The organism is Stanieria cyanosphaera PCC 7437 (assembly GCF_000317575.1).
In the GTDB taxonomy this organism is placed as follows: domain Bacteria; phylum Cyanobacteriota; class Cyanobacteriia; order Cyanobacteriales; family Xenococcaceae; genus Stanieria; species Stanieria cyanosphaera.
This window is the reverse complement of sequence record NC_019748.1, coordinates 1,664,751-1,686,804: the sequence shown is the minus strand read 5'-3', so window position 1 is coordinate 1,686,804 and position 22,054 is coordinate 1,664,751. Positions and strand designations below refer to the sequence as shown.

Annotated in this window: 22 protein-coding genes; 10 read left to right on the top strand and 12 right to left on the bottom strand. The window is 36.1% G+C overall.

The features are described 5' to 3' along the window. Positions 1-432: 432 nt before the first annotated feature. Positions 433-1,290 (bottom strand): replication initiation factor domain-containing protein, encoded by an 858-nt coding sequence (locus STA7437_RS07335; RefSeq protein ID WP_015192743.1) that lies wholly within the window; start codon positions 1,288-1,290, stop codon positions 433-435. Positions 1,291-2,088: 798 nt separating this feature from the next. Between STA7437_RS07335 and STA7437_RS07330 the strand changes: the two genes are divergently transcribed. Next, positions 2,089-2,595, top strand: coding sequence for a hypothetical protein (locus STA7437_RS07330; protein WP_015192742.1), 507 nt, complete (start codon positions 2,089-2,091; stop codon positions 2,593-2,595). 755 nt (positions 2,596-3,350) lie between these two features. Beyond that, on the top strand, positions 3,351-3,641 hold the full coding sequence (locus tag STA7437_RS07325) for a hypothetical protein (RefSeq protein ID WP_015192741.1): 291 nt from the start codon (positions 3,351-3,353) through the stop codon (positions 3,639-3,641). Positions 3,642-3,710: 69 nt separating this feature from the next. On the opposite strand, the gene STA7437_RS07320 is transcribed toward STA7437_RS07325, so the two are convergent. The 6 genes from STA7437_RS07320 to STA7437_RS07295 all read right to left on the bottom strand — a co-directional run bounded on the left by STA7437_RS07320 (position 3,711) and on the right by STA7437_RS07295 (position 9,073). After that, on the bottom strand, positions 3,711-4,505 hold the full coding sequence (locus STA7437_RS07320) for an FkbM family methyltransferase (RefSeq protein WP_015192740.1): 795 nt from the start codon (positions 4,503-4,505) through the stop codon (positions 3,711-3,713). Positions 4,506-4,719: 214 nt separating this feature from the next. Beyond that, positions 4,720-6,075, bottom strand: coding sequence for an IS701 family transposase (locus STA7437_RS07315; RefSeq protein ID WP_015191746.1), 1,356 nt, complete (start codon positions 6,073-6,075; stop codon positions 4,720-4,722). A 254-nt stretch (positions 6,076-6,329) separates the two neighbouring features. Further along, the gene (locus STA7437_RS07310; RefSeq protein ID WP_015192739.1) at positions 6,330-7,148 is read right to left on the bottom strand and encodes a DUF3598 family protein; all 819 of its coding nucleotides are present in this window, start codon (positions 7,146-7,148) and stop codon (positions 6,330-6,332) included. A gap of 120 nt (positions 7,149-7,268) precedes the next feature. Beyond that, complete coding sequence (locus STA7437_RS07305; RefSeq protein WP_015192738.1) at positions 7,269-7,472, bottom strand: hypothetical protein; 204 nt, start codon at positions 7,470-7,472, stop codon at positions 7,269-7,271. 227 nt (positions 7,473-7,699) lie between these two features. Beyond that, positions 7,700-8,518: a carbon-nitrogen hydrolase family protein gene (locus STA7437_RS07300; RefSeq protein WP_015192737.1), complete on the bottom strand. Its 819-nt coding sequence runs from the start codon at positions 8,516-8,518 to the stop codon at positions 7,700-7,702. 87 nt (positions 8,519-8,605) lie between these two features. Beyond that, positions 8,606-9,073 (bottom strand): cytidine deaminase, encoded by a 468-nt coding sequence (locus tag STA7437_RS07295; RefSeq protein ID WP_245562083.1) that lies wholly within the window; start codon positions 9,071-9,073, stop codon positions 8,606-8,608. A 125-nt stretch (positions 9,074-9,198) separates the two neighbouring features. On the opposite strand from STA7437_RS07295, the gene STA7437_RS07290 reads away from it, so the two are divergent. Then, positions 9,199-9,972, top strand: a complete 774-nt coding sequence (locus tag STA7437_RS07290) for a hypothetical protein (RefSeq protein ID WP_015192735.1) — start codon at positions 9,199-9,201, stop codon at positions 9,970-9,972. A 130-nt stretch (positions 9,973-10,102) separates the two neighbouring features. After that, a complete protein-coding gene (locus STA7437_RS07285) occupies positions 10,103-10,693 on the top strand; it encodes a PAP/fibrillin family protein (protein WP_015192734.1) in 591 nt (196 codons plus the stop codon). A gap of 218 nt (positions 10,694-10,911) precedes the next feature. On the opposite strand, the gene STA7437_RS07280 is transcribed toward STA7437_RS07285, so the two are convergent. After that, entirely contained in the window at positions 10,912-11,451 is a 540-nt protein-coding gene (locus tag STA7437_RS07280) for a hypothetical protein (protein WP_015192733.1), read from the bottom strand. Between the two features lie 512 nt (positions 11,452-11,963). On the opposite strand from STA7437_RS07280, the gene STA7437_RS07275 reads away from it, so the two are divergent. The 3 genes from STA7437_RS07275 (at position 11,964) to STA7437_RS07265 (ending at position 14,409) form a co-directional block, all read left to right on the top strand. Continuing rightward, positions 11,964-13,073, top strand: a complete 1,110-nt coding sequence (locus STA7437_RS07275) for an ABC transporter ATP-binding protein (protein ID WP_015192732.1) — start codon at positions 11,964-11,966, stop codon at positions 13,071-13,073. A gap of 300 nt (positions 13,074-13,373) precedes the next feature. Continuing rightward, a complete protein-coding gene (locus tag STA7437_RS07270) occupies positions 13,374-13,913 on the top strand; it encodes a peroxiredoxin family protein (protein WP_015192731.1) in 540 nt (179 codons plus the stop codon). 37 nt (positions 13,914-13,950) lie between these two features. Then, positions 13,951-14,409, top strand: coding sequence for a DUF2358 domain-containing protein (locus STA7437_RS07265; RefSeq protein ID WP_015192730.1), 459 nt, complete (start codon positions 13,951-13,953; stop codon positions 14,407-14,409). 19 nt (positions 14,410-14,428) lie between these two features. On the opposite strand, the gene STA7437_RS07260 is transcribed toward STA7437_RS07265, so the two are convergent. The 4 genes from STA7437_RS07260 to sppA all read right to left on the bottom strand — a co-directional run bounded on the left by STA7437_RS07260 (position 14,429) and on the right by sppA (position 18,198). Further along, positions 14,429-15,646, bottom strand: a complete 1,218-nt coding sequence (locus tag STA7437_RS07260) for an RNA-guided endonuclease InsQ/TnpB family protein (RefSeq protein WP_015192729.1) — start codon at positions 15,644-15,646, stop codon at positions 14,429-14,431. Between the two features lie 235 nt (positions 15,647-15,881). Next, positions 15,882-16,739: an SMP-30/gluconolactonase/LRE family protein gene (locus STA7437_RS07255; protein ID WP_015192728.1), complete on the bottom strand. Its 858-nt coding sequence runs from the start codon at positions 16,737-16,739 to the stop codon at positions 15,882-15,884. 177 nt (positions 16,740-16,916) lie between these two features. After that, positions 16,917-17,333 carry a chorismate mutase gene (aroH, locus tag STA7437_RS07250; protein ID WP_015192727.1) on the bottom strand — a complete coding sequence of 139 codons (417 nt, stop codon included), beginning with the start codon at positions 17,331-17,333 and terminating at the stop codon, positions 16,917-16,919. 37 nt (positions 17,334-17,370) lie between these two features. Then, the gene (gene sppA / locus STA7437_RS07245) at positions 17,371-18,198 is read right to left on the bottom strand and encodes a signal peptide peptidase SppA (protein ID WP_015192726.1); all 828 of its coding nucleotides are present in this window, start codon (positions 18,196-18,198) and stop codon (positions 17,371-17,373) included. A 236-nt stretch (positions 18,199-18,434) separates the two neighbouring features. Here sppA and STA7437_RS07240 point away from each other — a divergent pair, with 236 nt between their 5' ends. From STA7437_RS07240 to STA7437_RS07230, 3 genes are all read left to right on the top strand, one after another. Further along, positions 18,435-19,508: a DMT family transporter gene (locus tag STA7437_RS07240; protein WP_015192725.1), complete on the top strand. Its 1,074-nt coding sequence runs from the start codon at positions 18,435-18,437 to the stop codon at positions 19,506-19,508. Between the two features lie 151 nt (positions 19,509-19,659). After that, the gene (locus STA7437_RS07235; protein WP_015192724.1) at positions 19,660-20,910 is read left to right on the top strand and encodes a HEAT repeat domain-containing protein; all 1,251 of its coding nucleotides are present in this window, start codon (positions 19,660-19,662) and stop codon (positions 20,908-20,910) included. 6 nt (positions 20,911-20,916) lie between these two features. After that, a complete protein-coding gene (locus STA7437_RS07230; protein WP_015192723.1) occupies positions 20,917-21,978 on the top strand; it encodes a glycosyltransferase family 4 protein in 1,062 nt (353 codons plus the stop codon). The last annotated feature ends 76 nt before the right edge of the window (positions 21,979-22,054 follow it).

Below are 22,054 nucleotides of genomic sequence, written 5' to 3'. Positions count from 1 at the left end.
GGAAAATAATCGCGTCATAAAGCGTTGATTCAATCTTTAGGGGTTCTCTTAGGAACACTATAGTTATTTCCCTTAATAGCTTAATCGGAAACTCTAGACCTTCCGTAGGATGAGCATACATCTCCGTTCTAAAGGAAGGTTTATAGACCTTGGGGCAAAAAGTATTGTTGATTTTAGCTTGGTAGCTTGATTACAACGATTACATAGAGACATAATCTTTTCCACAAGGTCTAGCCTTTCCTAGAAAGAAAAGCTGCGAGTTTAACCACGACCTCTAGAGGTTAGAGAAAAGAGTATGAATGTTTTCAGTTGATGCTAAATGATATAGGAAACTTAAAGTATCCGTCAGTTAAATAATGCTTGTTGTGCAGTTATGGTAATAAGTTTTGACTATGCCTAAGAATTACCGTAGGCATAGCTTCAGAGCAATAACTAACTGTTTATCTCGCTTTTCCAGTATTCAATCTCTTTGTGGTCTTTAGGAGTAAGTGAGGCTTTACCCTGTTTTATTGACTCTAAAACATATTCATCCCCGTAAACTAAAGCTAACTGAGCAAGGGTTTTTATAGCATACTTGTTAAACCATTTTGTTTTTGATTCTAGAGCTTCATTTTTGACTTTATTTGTTGTTGGTTTTAACTTAATCACACTTCCTACTTCATCAATAAATTGTTGCCAAAAAGGTAATCTTTTAGTCTTATCTCTACTAGCCTTACCTAAATTTTTTAGCTTATTTTTGTCCCTAAAATCTATTATTCCTACTGCTATACCACCAAGAGTTTTTTGGATTATTAGATTCCACTCCTCATCACTTTCTGTAGTTCTTGTCAAACTAGTTAGGTTTTGAATTGCTGATTCTGCCTGTTTTCCTCTTAGCTGAGCTTCAAATCTCATACATTTATTTTCGTGAGAATATACCCTAACCTTTTTGTCACTTGTTCTTCCTCCAAAATATTCAGTTCTAGAACCTTTTATTTCTCCATTCTCATTAAGACCTGTATCCCAATGATGTTTGAATCCAAAATTATTACCTTCCTTGTAAGCTTTTTTCATTTCTTCAAGAGGTATTTTTTGATAACTATAATCATCAATCGCTAAGTCAAAACGACCAATTTTACATCCTTCTACTCTCGCTAGATAAGAAACTAAATTATATTGCTCTATTGGCGTTAAATTTGCCAAATAAGACCCTTTAATGTCGATGGCAACATCATAAGTATTAGAGCTATTCTCGAAGTCTTTAGAGGCTATTTTATTGAATCCTCCTGCTATTCCTTTAGGAGATGACATTTTATACTCATAGTTCCTAGCTCTAGTACCACGTGACCAATGTTCAGGTTTTTCTGTAGTGATATATTTACTATCTAGTCGCTTAAGTAGGTCTTGAAAAGGTTCTTCAGGTAGGTTGGTAGCACTAATAGCTAGGTAGTCAGAGTGAGAGTAAAGTACCCCTATGGGACTATTAACTGTAGGTGATAGCTGTAACCTATTACTGGTAGTAGCTTGAGTAAGTTTAGTAGTAGTAAGGGTAGGATGTTTTGGGAGGTTTAACTGGGTGTTACTGGGTGTTACTGGGTGTTACAAGCTAATCCTTCCGAGAGGGAATTTGTAACAAGATTGTTTTCTTGAGAATTATCTTTTATCATAGGTTTGTTAGAGCAATAGCCTTCTTGTGAGGGCTTATTTTTTTGTCTGGGTTCTACTTATCTAAAACCTACTTTTTTATAACAAATTCGTATTTGACTAACAATCCTTACTTGTGGTAATTCAAGGTTTTACATGAAGCGACATAAAAGCTACTAATGGTAAGAACTAAGGCATTCTTAGGACAAGTAGTATTAACCATCCCTCTTGCCCTAGGGAACGAGATTATATTAGTTCCCTTGTTCCCGTCCAGAGTTACTTCATAAATACTGCGTATCAAGCTCTTGACACTCACTTCAGTCACGTAATCTGTTCTTTCTTGTGGGCAAGAGGGATGGTTTTATTTTTCAGAAGCAAGCCGAACAAGTATGCTCTAGCAACTAGAGGTCTGAGAAGAACTACCTCAACAAGTGTTGTCTAGTTGGTTAATGAAAGAATCAGTGTTTGAGAGCGGTCGGAATTTTAGGAAATGACAATAATCAGTACATAGTTATCGAAGCATCAGATTGGGTAGATTTAGCTGGTGATGTAAGTCTCGATCCAGGACAACTCAGAAAACCAGCCAGAAGAAAAGTAATAGACTTCCTGAAGTGGTTCGCAGCCAAGGGACTATATGCTGAAGCTTACGCAGCATTAAAAGGGCAATACACTCAAGCGGATAGCATTAACCTTTCCACTTGGCTCAACTCAAGATTAGGAGGTATTCCTGTCAGGAATCAATACACCAACTTCTTGACCCAACAGGGTTGTTACAAATGGCACGAGTACGCTAACTGGACTAACTATGTCTATAAGGGTTTGTTCGGTATGACGGCTAAACAAATGAACGAACAATGGGACTTGATTGATGGGGACAAAAGTATCGCTCGTAATCGTATCCCCGAAGCTAGTGGACTAAAAGCGAGGGGTTCGCTCCTCGCGTCGCGATCGCATTTTGTGAGAAGCAAGTGATTGAGTTATTTGTAGACGACCTAACAGAAGCTCATGATTTAGCTATTTCTGTTGCTAAACGAAAGTTCTTAAGAGGGCAAGAGTAAGCGTATATAAAAATATTGCAATATTTTAGGGTATGTCCTCACGAGTAAGCCAAAAAAGCTAGTAAATTTATCTCTTCACTAACTCTTTAAATTCATGTCTAATCTGTAAAGCTGGGTGATTATACAACCATCAGGCAATTTTGTCAAATCCGATGGAGGTATCGGTATCATATACCTGAAGGATTTAACCCACCTAGAATCGCATTCTAGGTTCAATACAGCAAGCTTTACAGAATCGATACAACTTCTTATAGCTAACTTTATATAGTAAAAATGACCATAATCTAGAACATAGACTGGTCATTATGTCAAATAAGGTAAGTAGGATGTCTGAAAAACCAGATTGATAAGTTTAAAGAAAAATGATGTTCATGTATCTATCCCTTATGAAGGAACAGTTTTATGCTGTATGAGCTAGTTATGGTAAAATTTACCACTATAAGTTTTACTTACTGCTCTATTCAAACAACCAAACTTTATGTGAGAAATGAATGAGAACCTTGTTAGATATAGTGTTTAGCCTCTTTAGCGGTATAATACAAGTGACTTTATTCCCTTTGTTGCCTGTAGTACCAGAATGACTGCTTAAAACGCCTATAAAATCGTTGTTTAAAAGGAAAAATGAGAAACTAGCGAGAAACAATTAGAATATTAAATAGGTAAAAGCTTATGCAATCTGGCTTTGTTGTTATATCGAAAAAAAAGGGTAAATATTTAGTAGCTCGCTTACAGGAAGATGAAGATCGACCAGAAGCTACTTATATATTGTTATTCAAAGAAGATTATGATGCTCTGAGTTATCTTAATACTCATGGTCAAAATTTACGCGATCGCTTGATGGTAGAATCTGCATCTGCCAATCAATTAAAAGGACTACTTCAAAGATGGGGTTATCAAGGAATAGCTTTAGTTGAAGATCCCTTAATACCAACTATTCAATTTATGCGTTCAGAAGATTAATCGAATAAGAAAAATAAATCCGTCCTTTTAGGACGGAATTTCAAGCTAAATTTTCGATAACTAATGAATTTAAGCTATTTTATTAGCGTAAATATTTAACTGCAAATCCATACCAAGCTGTAAACTTTCTTCTAATAAAGGGTTTTGAGGGCAAAATTGTGTATGGATGTAATATCTAAAACCAGAATCAGATAACTTCTCTAAAATCTTTCCTAGTGTTTGTTCTGTATCTTTAAAAGAATGATATTCAATAAAAAGTTGTGCAACATTATCCAGTTTATTGGCATCACAAATAACTTCTGTTTCAGCACCTTCTATATCAATTTTAAGAAAATCCACAGGCTTTTCGAGCAACTTATCAAGTTTGATACATTCCACTTCAAACTTTGCTTGAGAGTCTTCTAGAGGATGTATTCTACCTCCATCAGCACCTTCACTAAAAAAATCAATTGTTCCAGTTTCCTTGGAAACAGCTTTATTCAATAAAGTAACATCTTCACAGTTAGCGGAGCTAACATTCGACTCTAAAATATTAAAGATATTAGGGTCAGCTTCTATTGCAATAATATTGGCTTTGGGATAGATTGCTTTGAAATATAAAACGCTTGTTCCACAATTTGCGCCACAATCAACTATTACTGGTGCTTCTGATTGAGAGTCAAATTTGTATATTTGATCGATGAATATTTCTCGATAACTATGAAAAAAAGAAAATGAATCGGCAATCTTAAAATCATGCCCAAGTAATTTTACTTTGTTTTTCTGGTATCTAGGCTGTTTTTCTAAATGTTCATAAGGTGAGGGAGTATACTTGATTACTTTCAATCCTAATCGATTGAATAGTCCCTGTACAAATGATTTCATGATTGATTAGTTTATTTTAATGATTTCAATGTACAATTAAACTCAATGCAGCCTATTGATTAAGCTGTTGATGCTTCAATCTTTTTGTATAAAAGCTTTACTGCAAGCATTTGAGCGATTAAAATGCGTAAATAAAATAAAATGCGCAATAGCCTTATTATAACGCGCTCTATACTAATTGATTTGCTCAAATACTTAGCTCGACTTTATCCAATCAAGCAGCATAAATAGCCAGATCTCTCAAACGATTGAATAAAGAACGAGGGACTTTTATGATGTCAGTAGGTTTAGATGATATCGAAAAAGTGCTAGCCCACAGAAATCGGCGTACTAAAGCTAAGGCATCAGAAAAAGTAGGTAGAGATTTAACATACCAACTTTTTTGTCTAGTAGTCCAAGTAAAATTGGCTTGTAAACGATGAGCCAAAAGAGTAACTAGAGAAAAAAGTCCTAAAATAAGAGGGGTGGTGCGTGCAATTGCTAAATCTGACCACTGACGTTGAGTTTCCATACCCAAGTGTCTTCTAGCTTCTTCAAAAGTTACTTCTATTTGCCAACGACGCGAAAACCATTCAAGAATCTGTTGAGATTGATATCTTTGATTGGTACACAACAGAGCTTGTGGTCTAAATTTATCTAAAGGGTCGCGGACTAAAACCCAGCGAATTGGCACAACAGGTAGTCCAGTATGATACCAGACAGCTACCCCAGTTGACATTTCAACTGGGCGATTTGCTTCTCCATACCAATTAGATAGTGTAATTTTTGACCATTGTGTATCAGCATCAATGAGAATTTGTTCCAAGTTAGGCAATCTTGTTCCTTTAAGACGAGGACGACCCATAGTACCTGTAGGTCTTGATGGAGCAGGTTCATAAAGAGCAGCATCCAAGCGTAAACGGGTAATCATTGAAGTAGAAGTAGTTTGGCTCACTGAGGAAAGTAATTCTAGACAGGTAAAACTACTATCTGCCACTACTACCAGTTCTCGATTCCAAAGCCATCGTCTAACTTGAAAAATCATCTGTCTTGCCCAATCAGTTAGTTTTTTGTGTCGATGTTGTAATTGCTGATGATAACGCTCAGACGGAGCTAGTGTTGTAAAAAACGGTAATCCCCAAACCTTTTTTGCCCAAGGGATTTCCACAAGCAACATCATTGACAACCAACGTAAACCACTAACCTTAACAAAGTGACTATGACTTGACCTGACTGGGTCGCGATAAATACCTTTAGCTTTTATTTTCTTGCCTTTTCGACGTTCTATCGTATCGTCTATTCCACAGACAACTATGCCACAAGGAATAAATGTCATGACTAAGGTTGTTAGTAGTATTTTGCTTGCTTGAAGGTTTGACCAAACTGCACGATTTAATACCCGATGATAATTCTGGAAGTTAGACTCAGCAGACAATCCCATCACTTCTAATATTGAAGTTACAGTTCTTTTTCCTGTGGCTAAAATCGCACCAATTAACATGATTTGAACGTAGTTCCAAACCTTTTTAGAAAACAGACCAGCAAAAGGTAAAAGAATACTAATAATTTCAACGGGTAAATTAAAACTCATGCTTCGAGCCTAACGATACACTCAAAAATACTGTATCGTTGTTCGACCTCACTTTTCTCTCACAATGGATAAAGTCGAGCTTAGAAGACATCTGAAAAGTTGAACAAAGGCATAAAATATCATTTTTAAAGAAACAAAGTAGATTTAAAAATCTTAATTTACTATCAAAATCCTAAAATGCTACTTCACCTCAGAATGACATTCTATACTTTTCAAACAACCTGTTAATTGTTGCTTTTAATTCTTTTGAACTATCAAATTTTTTTTTCTGTAACTAAAGTACAATTAACCCAATTGCCTTTGTCGTTATAGCTGCGAATAATTCTTTGGCGTAGATTCGGTTCTAATAACCATCCCATCTCTAAAACAAAATTATGACCTGATTTAATTTCCAACGGACAGTTACAAGATGCACCATCAGATAACATCAAAATTTGAATAGGTAAACTACCTGATTCAAATAGAAGTCGAGAATTTTCAATTCTTGCTTGAGAAGTAACTGTTTGATTATTAAAAGATAATTGTTGGCTAATGTGACTACTATCCTGTTGTTCTATTTTTAAATGAGTAGTAAAAGTATCAGGATTTCTGAGATCGCGATACATTGTCACCGCTTCTCCTTGCCATTGTCCTAACAACTGTTCGATTGTTAAGGGTGGTCTTTCGGGAGTATTGCTGTTAGGTAGTTTTTCTCTAATTAAAACCACGCGGTCCAATTGACTAGATGTATTATAAAGCTGAACCATTCGCAAACGGCGATCGCTTTCAATTAGACCAAATTCACCACCAAAATTACTATAGGGGGCCCACTGCATTGACCCTTGGGAAAAAGCCCCATTTTCAAAAAACAAAATAGTAGTATTAAGACTACTATATTCTAAAACTAGATCGCGGGGCGGTTCGTTAGCAGGAAGATAACGGACAACTTGATGAACCGTTTTATTATTATTTTTTCCTTCCAAAGTAACTATTGTCGGCGTGTCTTCTGTTTCTTCTCCCTGCGGTGACAGACGAGTAAATGAACCTTGCCATTCCCCTAGATTTTTTAACAAACAATCCCATTGAGAAAGCATATATTGAAATCAGCGTAAAATTACCATTAGTTTATTATCGATGTTTTGCGAACAATTGTGGTTGATAATTTTGCTCATAACAATTGCTTACTAATCAAGATTAACCAAACACAAAACCAATTAATTATTTTGCTCTTCTAAAAGATATTTTAGAAATGAATAGGTATATTCTAAAGAATAGTGTCTAGGTTTGCCATGAATAACAAGTTGATACTCATTAATATTTTCTCCATCCCCATAGCCTGAGATCAGATGCTGATGGAATGCTTTATCGGCAAGTTGTTCTATTTTTTGTCTTAAAGAAACTATTGGTTGAGTTAGCATGGGCTTATACTCTAATTCTTAACTTCTATTTATTATTGATTGTTTCATGCCATCACAACATCTCACGAAAGTAAGACATCAAAAGTAATAAAAAACAAAAAAAATATAAATAATAATTGAGTTAGTAGGTAATAAAAATAACATTTATAGTTAAGTATTTAGCTCCCAAAATTGAAACTATTGACAACTCATTATCATTTTCTACTACCTACATCCTCAACTTTTGATTAAACAAATACTCGATGTTGTAAAGAAGGCATTTGCTGGCGTACCTGTTGTAATCTTTCAGGATTTATTTCTGCGATCGCTACTCCTGGTTGATGACCTGCATCAGCTAAAATAACACCCCATGGATCGATAATCATAGCATGACCATGAGTATAACGTCGCTCATAATGGTTACCAGTTTGAGCAGGTGCAATCACATAACAAGTATTTTCGATCGCTCTAGCTTGTAACAATACCTGCCAGTGATCTTTGCCAGTAAAAGCAGTAAAAGCTGCGGGAATAAATAAAATATCTGCCCCTTTATTCGATAAATGGCGATATAGTTCAGGAAAACGGACATCATAACAAATAGATATACCAATGTTTCCCAAATCTTCAGAATGATAAATAGAAGGCAAATTAACACCTGCCATTACCGTACTAGACTCACGATAGGTATTACCATCAGGTACATCAACATCAAACAGATGGATTTTTTGATAGCGGACTTGTTCTTGTCCACTAGGGTTAACTAACAGAGCAGTATTATAAGCTTTAGAAGCATCTTCTACTACTGGAACAGGAAACCCACCACCTAAAATGGTAATTTGAAACCTTTGTGCCATAGTTTTGAGGAATTTCTCAGTTCTTTGAGCTATGACAGTTGCTTGAGCTAGTTTATCAGCTTCTTGACCTAAAAAAGCAAAATTTTCTGGTAATCCTACTAATTCTGCGCCTTTACGCACAGCTAGTTCAATTAGTTCTTCAGCCTCGATTAGATTTTTTTCTAGATCGGGTTTACTAGTCATTTGAATAGCAGCAGCGAGATATGGTTTCATTGGAGACTAAAATTGACTTGCTGTTAATTTAACTCAATCTATATAGGATATAGCTTTCAGATAGATTTAGAAACCGTAATGATCGTTTCAAAAAGAAAATCCTGTCGGTAAAAGTTGAGTAGCTGTTGTACTTTGGTAAGAATTTTCTCCCTGAAAAATTACTACCGCATCTTTACCAAACTCTAAAATAACCTGACGACAAGCACCACAAGGAGAACAAGGAATCCCTCGATCATTAACAATTGCGATCGCCTTAAGTTTAAATTCATTGCCTCCTTCACTAGCAACCGCACCTGCGATCGCATTTCTTTCCGCGCAAATAGTTAATCCGTAGGAAACATTTTCAACATTACAACCAGTAAAAATATTACCTTGCTCGGTTAATATAGCTGCTCCAACGCGAAATTGAGAATAAGGTGCATAAGCTTTAAGCATTGTATCTTTAGCTAAAGCAATTAATTGTGTTTTTTGGGTAACAGTAAGTTGAAAGCTTGAAGAATTATTCATCAGAGAATTATTAAAATCAGGAGTTGGCATTGAAGGAAAAAAACACATCTGGATGATTGTTCAATTCAACTGTTATCTTAGAGTCGACCAAAATAAAAAATTGATTATTAGTCATTGAAAAAAACAACCCACGACTAATCACCAAAAGTTACTCAAGTTTTTGAGGAGTGAAAATGAATAAAATTTCCCTATTTGTATTATTAGGAATTTTAGCTGTTTCTCTAGAAAGTTGTTCTTTGTTTGGTTCAAAAAGTGGAGAAGATAACGCATCAAATAACCCATCTAATTCTTCAGCTAATAATTCCCAATCAGAAACAGCTAATAATAATGAATCAACCGCAACCGAATCAGCTAATTCAGACGATTCTGATAAAGTTGGCATTAATGGTTTAATTCCTGCTACCAATCCTGATGTACGTGTTAGTGGCAGTATTAGAGGTAGACAAGATCCTTTTGCCCTAATTGCAATCAAACCAGAAATAAAGCTTAAAGAAACTGAAGGCAGTAAAACTTTATTACCAGACTCAAAAACTCTTAAACCTAATCCTAGCAATATTGAATCAACTCCCACAATTGATTCTTTAGAAAATCAACCAGTAGAAAGTTTAGCCCAAAATGTAATTGTGAGCGGTTTAGTTGAACTAGGTGGTACTACCAAACTAATCGTCCAAGCACCCGAAGAAGCCAACAGTCGTTATGTTAATGTTGGTCAATATTTATCTAATGGGAAAATTTTAGTCAAACGCATCTTATTAGATAATCTTTCTACTCCTAGAGTAGTTTTAGAAGAAAATGGCATCGAAATAACGAAGGCAATTGGAGAAAAATCTCCTAGTGAATCTTCTGATGAGCAAAAAATACAAGCAATGAATCCTGTCTCAAAAAATGCCTTTGGAGGTTCGGGTTCGGTTAGTTGGGTATCTAATTATTTATCTAAAAAAAACTAAGTAATTTTTACCTCTAATTGAAAATTAATTAAAATTTTCTCCCAGGTTTTGGCGAAGAGACTCTGAAGAATTTATACAATGTTTAAAGTAATCAAGAAATGAGAGATTGCTAAAGCTAAAATTAGGAGTCATGAGCAAAAAAGCACAATTACTAGAAGCGATCGCAGGAAAAAATCGTGGTTTGTTAGCAACTGAAATTGATAATGTCAGAGTTCTCTCAGCCATTCAGCAGTTAGAAGACTGTAACCCAACCCCTAAACCTGTGGAAGCTAAAGATTTATTGGAAGGGAACTGGCGTTTATTATATACAACCAGTAAAGGAATACTGGGTTTAGACCGTTTCCCTTTATTCAAATTAGGACAAATTTATCAATGTATCCGCACTGCTGAAGCCAAAGTTTACAATATTGCTGAAATTATTGGCTTGCCATTTTTAGAAGGTATTGTTAGTGTCGCAGCTAGGTTTGAACCTGTTTCCGAACGCCGTGTGAATGTTATTTTTGAACGTTCAGTTATCGGTTTACAGCGTTTCTTTGCCTACAATTCTCCTAGTCAATTTATTCAGCAATTAGAATCAGGTAAAAAGTTTCCTGCCCTAGATTTTGGGATTGAAAATCGCGAGCAAAACGGTTGGCTTGATATTACTTATTTGGATGAAGATATGCGAATTGGCAGAGGAAATGAAGGAAATGTATTTGTCCTCGCTAAAGAAAAATATTAATTTAAGTTGATTGATGGGGAAAATTCACTGTTCGATAATTTTTGTTAATTGTTGATAGTTAAGCTGTCACGGATTGAATTTACTGGTTGAGAAAAGGCAGGAGGTGGAAGGAAAAGTAAAATATCCAGTTGGGACAATGCACATTAGCCTAAGGGTTAATAGCCAAGAAAATTTTAAATCAATACCGTTAACAATTAATCAATTTTCTGATACTTTTATTATTTTGCAGTAGAATTTCTGTCTTCTTCTTCAACTGTCCCTCCTTGTTGGCGAATAATTTCTTGAGCTTGGTTTATTTCGGCTGCTGTTCCTTTTACTGCTACCAAATATACAACTGATTGATTACTTGTTGTAAGATCTACATCGGGTTTGGGTACATTGCCACCACTTAAAGCAGCAATTAAACCAATTGTTAATGCTCCAACTCCACTACCAAGCAAAGGAGCAAAAAAGTAGACCGAATTAAAATCATTAAAAACAGCAAAACCAAGTCTAGGAAAATCAGTCACAACTAAACTAATATATAAACCAATTACAGCACCTAAAACTGTTCCTGCGATCGCACCACCTTTGACACTTTTAGCTATCTGAGTATTTTGCAATTGCAAAGGAAGCTGAAAATTTTCAGTTTCTAAAGTAACTTGTTCTGGGGCAATTCCCGCTTGTTCAATTTTAGTTTTTGTCGTTCTTGCTGCGGTTTGATTATCAAATTTTCCCCATGTATATTTCACTGATTGTGAAGATTGAGATTTAGTCATTGCTTTTTACTCCTGATTTTGAGCATTAAATACGTTTTAATTATTTTTTGATTTAAAGAGCAATTATTTATTTTAAATTGGGCTGAGTTAGCGAAATTAATTATTGAATTTTCAACTTGATCAATTTAACTAATCTTTAATTTATTGGAACGCAAATCTTATTTTTGTTCATCTCTCAAAAGATAGGCAAAAGTAAATTTAACTAAAAGAAGAGAATCATTCGATTTACAGAAGTAATGACTCGAAAATTGACGCCTCAGTAGTAACAACAACCAGGATAAATTCTGTAAATAGAGATATAATTGGCAACAGTGGCTCGATTCTGTTTTAGCAACCCAACTCAATCCGCCATAGAGTGAATCAAATAAAATCTATTTCTTTGGCGATCGCATAATTAAAATAAAATTGATATTCCAAAACAAAATTGTGGTTCTAATTTGAGATATTTTTCTCAAAGATGAAATTATGTGGAATAGTTTTAAAACTTGAGATCATCTGCAAGATAGCTATCTATGGCAAAAGTTAAACTACAAAATATCGCTCGTAAATTTGGCAATGTCACAGCGATAGAAAATATTACTTTAGAAATTCCTAATGGAGAATTTTGGGTCTTAGTTGGACCTTCAGGATGTGGAAAATCAACAATTTTAAGAGCAATTGCTGGGTTAGAATCAATAACAGAAGGTGAGATTTATATTGGCAATACTTTAGTTAACCACATTCCTGCTCGTCAACGAGATGTGGCAATGGTTTTTCAAAACTATGCTTTATATCCCCATCTGACGGTAGCAGAAAATTTAGCTTTTGGTTTGCGGATGCGTCGCGAAGCAAAAGCAGAAATTAATCAGAAAGTCCAAACCGTAGCGCGATCGCTTAATATCGAACATCTTCTAAAACGTAAACCCAAACAACTTTCCGGTGGACAACAACAACGAGTAGCTTTGGGCAGAGCGATCGCTAGAGTTCCACAAGTATTTTTACTTGATGAACCTTTATCTAATTTAGATGCTCAATTGCGAGATGATACTAGAACGGAATTAAAACAACTTCATCATCAAGTAGGAATCACAACTATTTATGTTACCCACGACCAAACTGAAGCAATGACTTTAGCAGACCGTATTGTAGTGTTAAAAGACGGCAACATACAGCAAATTGGTAATCCTCAAACCATTTATGCTCAACCAGCTAATCGTATGGTAGCAACATTTTTAGGTAATCCACCGATGAATATTTTACCTGTAACTTATCTCAACGGCAGTTTTGTCATTAATAATCAGTTTTTACCAATCAACTCAGAGATTGAACAGCGATTACATCCAATTCAAGGGCAAAATTTCGATCTAGGTATTCGCCCAGAAGATATTCAACTAGCAACATCAGAATTAAATCAGAAGGGTTACTATACTATAACGGTAGAAATTAACATAGTTGAACCTTTGGGCAGAGAAATTTTAGTTAAAAGTAAATTACTTGACACGAATATCAACCTTGATTTTTTAGTTGCTGCTGATTGGCAAGGAAAACAAGGCGATCGCGTTACTGTACAATTGGATTTGAAACGTTTATTTATTTTTGATGTCAGTAGCGGAAAAACCTTATTCGCTAGCTTTGCTTATTAACAGATTGGGTAACTAAGATTTTTTTAAGTGCGGTTTCGCCTTCAGCAAGACAAAATGCGGACAGCTTTGCTGGCGCCGAAGACGACCGCCTTAATAGTTCTAAAAATAAGGCGTTTCTAATATTGGTAAGGTACATCATTATCAGTGACCAATTACTAATTATGAGGGATGAATCATCAACATAAGCGAAGCGCACTACCGTAGGTCTCAACAAAAACCTGGATTGAACGGATGTATCTTATAGAAGTAAGAACTGCTATAAGTAAGATGAACAGTAGGAAGTAATTAACTTTTTTGATAGTGACTGAAAATACAGGACTATTCAACCGCCGTTTCGCTGCTAATTTTATTCCTTTACCTCCTTTGCAAGTACCAGCAGTTGGTTCAACTGCGCCAGATTTTAGTTTGCCAAGGATCGGAAGTGAGGATAATGTTAAGCTTTCAGATTATCAAAGTAAACAACCTGTAGTATTAGCATTTACTCGTATTTTCACAGAAAAACTATTTTGCCCTTTTTGCTATCCCCACATCCAAGATTTAAAAACAGGCTATCAAAAGATTAGGGACAAAGGAGCAGAATTACTAATGATTTCTAGTACAGACTTAGTACAAAGTCAGCAGGTTGTTGAACAACTCAGCTTACCTTATCCTTTCTTGTTCGATCCAGATTGCCATACATTTCGTCGTTATGGAGTAGGACAAGCTCTTGGCGCACCTTTACCTGCTCAATTTGTGATTAATAGCGAAGGTCGTATCACTTTTCGACATCTGTTTTCTTTTGTAGATAGCAACGCCGAGTTAGACACTATCCTAGCAGAACTAGATAAGCTAGCAAAATAAGAGAATAGTGATAAAAATATTGAACCAGGAGGGGAAGTTGAACGAGCTAGCCTATACTAAACAAATAGAGAATGTAATTAAGACTCTTCAAACCGAACTACCAACTCTATTTGAGACTGATTTATCCTACGATATTTATACTCAAGATATCTATTTTCAAGACCCAGTTAATACTTTTAAAGGCAAGCTCAACTATCGAATTATCTTTTGGACATTAAGATTTCACGGCAAGCTCTTTTTCACTTCACTCTACTTTGATTTACACGATATTAAACAAACTGCTGTAGATACAATTTTAGCCAATTGGACTGTGCGTGGTACTTTGCGTGTACCTTGGCAAGCTAGTATCTTCTTCAATGGTTATTCCACTTATAAGCTAACCGAGGAAGGATTGATCTACGAACATATTGACACTTGGGATCGTAAACCAGGGGAAATTCTGAAGCAGTTTTTCCGTAGAGGTGAAAGTGAGGAAATTGACACTCCGCACGAATAAAATTCGTGGGATTCTTGGTTCACTGACTCAACTTACCTTGGCAGGTATTACTACCAACCAACATAGAGGTCGAATCTCCCCAAGCGTTTAGGTCTAATATCTCATTAGACCAACTTCCGATATGCCCTATCGTAGCTTTCTTTAATATGTTCAACGAAGCTGCATAATCACGGTCTAGTACGGGTATACCGCAATCACATACATGAGTACGAGTTGAAAGAGATTTTTTAACTCTTTTACCGCACCCAGGACAGTCAGATGTGGTGTACTGCGGAGGTACGGCAATAGTTAACCTGCCATACTTCAATCCAAAGTACTCAATCCACTTTCTTAGTTGTGACCATGCAGCATCATTGATACTAGACGCTAGTTTTTTATTCCGCACAAGATTTTTAACCTTTAAATCTTCATAGGCAATTAAGTCGTTTGACTGTATTAAACGGAGTGCTTTCATGCGCGCAAACTCTTCTCGCTGTCTACTTATTTTTAAATGAGCCTTGGCGTATTTTTTCCTAGCTTTAATATAGTTATTGGACTGTTTTTGGTTCTTTTTAAACTTTCTGCTCTTTCTTTTGTTCAGTTTGTTTAATCGTTTTTCGGCTTTTCTATAGTATTTAGGACATTGAACTGTCTCATTGTTACTATCACAATAGAAATATTTCAAGCCAACATCTATTGCTACACATTTTTTAGTGGGTTCTAGCTGTGGCGTAATATCCCTAGGGTCGAGCCTAAGCATTAACTGAACGAAATAGCCATCTGCTCTTCTAACTATTCGTACTCTTTGAATTTGCCAATCTTGGAAATAAAGCAAATCTCGACTACCAACAAGCTTAAATTCACCAATGTTTTTACCATCAGTGAAAGCAATTCTTTTGGCATCTCGATTTAGTTTCCACCCTGACTTTTTAAATTCAACTGAACGAGTACGTTTTGAATATTTGGGATAGCCTTTCTTGCCAGAAATATTGTTCTTGCAGTTAGTATAAAACTTAAGAATAGAAGTCCAAGTACGTTCGCAAGCTTGTTGACAAGCAGTAGAGTTAAGGTCTTTGACAAAATCAAATTCATTCCTGAGTACTGTTGTGTACCGATAAATATCCTTTTGCCCTATGCCCTTGTTGTCTTCCCAATAACGAAGACACTTATTCCGCACGAATTGAACTGTACGAATGGCTTCGTCTATAGCTCGATATTGAGATTCTTTACCTCTAAGCTTGTATTCTAGAACAAACATCTTACGTAATCGACCAACTACGTAAACAATAAGAGCATAATTTCAAGGCTCTTAAAAGAGCCGAGTCGTTTTTCATCCAACGGCTAAAGCTCGTTGGCTTTCAAACATCCCGTTTATCTTGTAAAAAGCGCGAATTGTCCTGAGTGAGTGCGAAGGATCAAAGTAACATATTCTCTACAAAAGTAAAAAGGCAGAAAAGTATATTTTTCGTAATCACAGTGAATAAAATTCAGCTTTATTTTGTCTTTAATAATCCTGGTATTTGTAAACGAATTCGGTAAACACTGGTATTAGCAGTAATATAAAGAGTTTGATTATTTTGACCGCCCCAGGCTAAATTGGTGGTTACTTCTGGTACTGAAATCACCTCTAATAATTCTCCTTCAGAAGAAAATATCCACACTCCGCCTGGTCCTGTACTATAAACATTACCTTGGGTATCAACCTTCATACCATCAGGTACGCCTTCTTGATTTGGGTCTTTTAATTGAGCAAAAACTCGGCCGTTAGTTAAACTTCCGTCTGATTGTAAATCAAAAACACGAATATGTCCTACTTCTGAATCGTTAACATACAATTTAGTTTGATCGGGGGATAAAGCAATTCCATTAGGACGAGTAAAATCATCTACCAGTAAAGTTAATTGTCCCTCTGGAGAGAGGCGATAAACTCCATAAAATCCTAATTCTTCTTGTATTGGTTGAATTCCATAGGGTGGGTCGGTAAAGTAAATACTGCCGTCGGATTTAACTATTAGATCGTTAGGACTATTTAACTTTTTGCCTTGATAGTTATCTACTAAAGTAACTATTTTTCCGTCTGTTTCTGTTCTGGAGACACGGCGGTTTTCATGTTCAGCAGAAATTAATCTTCCTTTAAGATCAAAAGTATTACCATTAGCTTTACCAGAAGGACGACGAAAGATTTTAGCTTTGCTATTGGGTTGCCATTGATAGATTGTGTTAGCAGGAATATCACTAAATAAAAGATAGCCCTCAGGATGCCATAAAGGACCTTCTGTGAATTGAAATCCTGTAGCTATCTGTTCTACTTGACTATGGTTAGGAATGATTTGAACTAAACTTTGGTTCATTTTTTCTGTTTCCGTCGATGTTCTAACTGGAAACACAATTGTTAAAGATAAAACTGTGCTTAAAAAAATCCCAATCCTAATTGTTTGCTTGAGCTTAAATATTTTCCTCACATCAAGTCTGTTAACCTGTTATACAAAATAATTCATGAATTATTAATACTCTGATCTTAAGATTAGTTACCGATAAGATTCTATAGAAGAAGAAATGGATTTATTAATTTGAGAAATACTTAAGTCGGGGCGGAGATTTCGAGCATTTCTCAAATAGCAGTGAACCATTGCTGATTGCGGATGAGGAGTATTTACTTGAATTAAAACTCGAATACAGAAAGGCAAACTGCCAGCGACGTGCATTTGTTGCAAATCTAAAAGGGGGATATTGTCCCATCCCGGTCGATTTCTGGCTACTGCTGCGGGGAAAATCGCATCTAAATCGCGAGTGGCAGTAAAAAAGACGCAGACGACATCTTGAGGATTAAATTGATTATGTGCTTCAATTTCATTTAAAAGTTCTGTTACAGCTTCTGCGATCGCATCAAGACTATTTTCTGTAACAGTGGTTGCCCCACGAATGCCTTGCACTTTCCATTCCACAGTTTTTTCCTCCGCTAATCTGATTGAGTTCTTGGTTTTATGGTCGATATAACCATAATGGTTGACCAGAAGTAACCAGTTCAAATTCTACCCAATCTATGGCAGTTCCTATACTAGATTTAGTTTGACCTCTACCTGGTAAAAAACGATTGATTAAAGGTTTTGGTTCTTCGATGGTGTAGCATTCGGTTTTATCCGGATCGAGTCCTGCTAGTTCGGCAGCCCAACGCAGGGCATCTTCTTCTGTCCCCAAGCGGTCAACCATACCCAATGCTAACGCCTGTTCTCCTGTGAATACTCTTCCATCGGCAAAAGTCTTTACTTTTTCTACTTCTAAATTTCGTCCTTCTGCTACTGTCTTAACAAATTGTTGATAACTGATATCAATTAATTCTTGTAAGATTTGTTCTTCGGCAGGGGTTAATTGGCGGTCAAAGGCGAGGATATCTTTATAAGGACCTGATTTGACTACTTTAAAGGAAACACCAATCTTATCGAGAAGTCGTTCTAAATTGTTACCTCGTAAAATTACGCCAATACTACCAGTAATTGTGCCTGGGTTAGCAACAATGTGTTTTGCACCAACCCCAATATAAACACCACCAGAGGCAGAGATATTACCAAAACTAGCAACTACCTTGACATTTTTATCTTCTTGCAAGCGTTGTAGTGCAGAATAAATTTCTTGAGAATCGCCTACCGTTCCGCCAGGGGAATCAATTCGTAACAGTAGGGCAGGAAATTTTTTTTCTTCAACAGTTTTGAAAGCTTTGAGGACTCGTTTGCGAGTGTCTCCAGCGATCGCTCCTGTAATTTCGATTTTAGCTACTTGTTTTTTTGTTTTCTTTTTGAATGGCCAGACCATGAACTGTCAACTTTTAAGGGGATTGTTACCTAGGGTACAGTTTTAATTTTAGTTTGCCTAATGGCATTGCTGAAAAGTCTACCAATTGGGTTATGCAGTTCAGCAACCATTGGCTTTTCTTCAAGCTTGATTTAGGATTAAGCAACAAAATTTAATTTTTGCTGTTTAATTTAGCTTAACAAAAGTATAAATTTGATTAAAATTAAGTAAATTAATCAGCCCTCCTAATTAACTCAATGGAACTCAGCTTTAAAAAAACTACCTTTCCTTGGACTACTGTAATCCTAATTGCTCCTTTTTTCCTCTGGGGGACAGCAATGGTAGCGATGAAAGGAGTAATTCCGCAGACAACTCCGTTATTTATGGCAGGAGTGAGATTGTTTCCTGCTGGGTTATTAGTTCTGGCAACAGCAGCAATTACTCATCGTCGTTTAACAGTTTCTGCCCGAGGATGGTGGTGGATTGCGCTATTTGCTTTAGTAGATGGAGTAATGTTTCAGGGCTTTTTAGCGGAAGGGTTAGTCAGGACATCGGCGGGTTTGGGTTCGGTGATGATTGATTCTCAACCTTTAGCAGTAGCTTTGTTATCCAAATTTCTGTTTGGGGAGGTTATTAATGTTTGGGGTTGGTTAGGATTATCTATTGGCATCTTGGGCATTAGTGCAATTGGTATCCCTGATGACTGGATTTACAGTTTATTTCACGGCGAATTAGTTGCTGTTGATTGGAGTTGGCAAACTTTATTTGATAATGGCGAATGGCTGATGCTATTAGCTTCTTTATCAATGGCAGTCGGAACGGTGCTAATCCCCTTTGTCAGTCGTCATGTCGATCCAGTAGTCGCTACAGGTTGGCACATGATTTTAGCAGGAATTCCTTTATTTGGTTTTTCTTGGTGGTACGAATCAGAACAATGGATTCATCTGGATTGGCAAAACTGGCTTTGTTTGGGTTATGCAACAATTTTTGGTAGTGCGATCGCTTATGGTTTGTTTTTTTATTTAGCATCTTTAGGAAATTTAACTAGTCTTAGTGCTTTAACTTTTTTGACTCCAGTGTTTGCCTTATTGTTTGGTAATCTTTTACTTTCAGAAGTTCTTAGTCCGCTACAAACTGTAGGAGTTTGTTTAACTTTAATTAGTATTTATTTAATTAATCAACGAGAAAAATTAGCGCAATGGTTGTTTAAATCTGATCACTGTATTAATACTGAAAATGATTCAGCTACTGAAATAGATTCTCAATTGGTTCAACCACCATTAGCTCTCAATCTTAATCAATCTAAACCAGAAATCATTTTAGAAGAATAATTAAAACTATACTTTAAACCAAAACTTTTCATCCTCAGCAAAGCGTATCATTAAAGATCTAATTAATTCAGAAAAATAAACTAGCCTATTGCGATCAAATTGGCTAAAACAGACAGGTAAGCAAGAAATGAGGATGAGATAAAAACCTGATATGCTAAACAATCGCTTTTCTTTTTGGTTTGCGCTTAGTGTTACTTGCTTTGGTTTAGTTTCTGGTAATGGTTACTGTCTAGCTGCTGTCTTTGAAGAAAATTCTTATTCTTTGAAGTTAGCTCAAGTAGAATCGGATCTTCATAACAAAAAAGCTTCTGTAACAGCACAAAATTTACAGTACGAAGAATACATGGCAGCAGGTTACGAAGCGGATAAAAATCGAGATTATTTAGCTGCTTTGGTTCATTTTCAGAAAGCTTTAGTTATCCGTCCTCAAGATTCTTTCGCTGAGAGAGCTATTATTAATATTACTAGTTATGCTTTTGATCGTTATATGCAAGCTGGTTATACAGCAGACCGAAATCAAAACTATCAAGTTGCTTTGGTTAATTTTGAAAAGGCACAACAAATTAAACCAGATTCGGTTTATGCGCTGACAGCAATTGGTAATATGAAGCAGTATTTAGCTGCTAATGCTCAATCAACTCAAAAACCATCAACTAATGGTCGTAATTTATTATTAATGATTGCAGGATTAATTATTACGGCGCTGGTTGGTGCGGGAGTATTATTTTTATTATTAAAAAAGGGTACTACACCTCCACAAGAGTCAACTGAAGAGAATTTAACTTCTAATACACCTCCTCAAAATACAGTTGTTGAAATTCCTGCTGCTCAATCTCAAGTTAATCCTAAGGTTGAATCCAGTCCGATCATAGCTTCTACTAATGGCAATTTAAATCAAGTTGAATCATCATCGGCGATGTTGGTTTCTCCCAGTAGTAGTATTTCTAAATTAGATATTGTTCCTGAATTAATTGAAGATTTAAACACAAGCGATCGCTCTATCCGCCGTAAAACAATCTGGGAACTAGCTCAAAGGGCTGATTCTCGAGCTATGAAACCTTTAGTAGAGTTAATGATTAATGTTGATTCTCAAGAGAGAAGTCTTATTTTGGAGGCGATGACTCAAATTGCTAGTCGTACTCTCAAACCAATGAATCAAGCTTTGATGTTATCTCTGGAAGATGAAAATTCTCAAGTTAGACAAAATGCGATTCGAGATTTAACTAGAGTCTACGATCTGATGTCTCAAGTTACTAAACGTTTATCTCAAGCGGTGGAAGATTCTGATGCTCAAGTTCAAGAAACAGCTAAGTGGGCATTGCAACAGTTGAATCAAATGCCTCAAGTTCCTTGGGAAATGACGGCAATGCAGGATAATAAAGATTCGACCAATCGAATGTAGTGATTTATGTTGAGGTTATTATTTTTATCAACCCCTGTCGGGGCATTGGGTACTGGACAAGGGGGAGGTGTAGAATTAACTGTCCAAAATGTTGCCCAGGAATTACAACAACGAGGCAATCGAATTGAAGTAGTTGCTCCTGTTGGTTCAAAGTTGCAAGGAATTTCTGTTACTGAGATACCAGGTAATCTACAAGTTGCGGTTCAAACTCAAAGTCGAGATGTCCCGATTATCTTACCAGATAATTCTGTCTTGGCAAATATATGGGGTTATGCGCGTCAGGTGCAAAGTAATTACGATTTGATTGTTAATTTTGCTTTTGATTGGTTACCTTTTTATCTTACGCCTTGGTTTGATTGCCCTATCGCTCATTTTATCAGTATGGGTTCTTTGACTGATGCTTTGGATCGCATTATGGCACAAATAGCTCAACAATATCCTGGTACGATTGGTGTTTATACTAAGTCGCAAGCGAATACTTTTTCTTTTGCCGATCAATGTGAAATTTTAGGTAGCGGTATTGATTTATCTTTATATCAATTTTGTCCTCAACCAGAAAATAGTCTGGTATGGTTGGGTAGAATTGCTCCAGAAAAAGCTTTAGAAGATGCTGTAGCAGCAGCTAAAATTACAGGAATTCCTCTGAAAATTTTCGGCAAAATACAAGATCAAGATTACTGGAATAGAATTTGTCAAGATTTTCAGGATGCACCGATTGAATATGGTGGTTTTTTATCTACTCAACATTTGCAGCAAGCAATGAGCAAAAGTCGCGCTTTACTAATGACTCCCCGTTGGGTAGAAGCTTTTGGTAATGTGGCAATTGAAGCTTTAGCTTGTGGTGTACCTGTAATTGCTTATGCTAGAGGAGGTCCTACAGAAATTATTCAAGATGGTATGACTGGTTTTTTGGTTGAACCAGATAGCGTTTCAGGTTTGGTTAAGGCAATTAATTCTTTAGCGCAAATTAATCGTTTTAATTGTCGTCAACAAGCAGAGTCAGAATATTCTTTAACTGCTTTAGGCGATCGCTTTAGACATTGGTTTACAAAGATTTTGAAATCTTAATGTAATTTAAATCAGCTTGGTATTAATTTTGATTGAGTTGGGAAGAGTTTTAGATAAGCTTAAAGTTGTAGTCTTG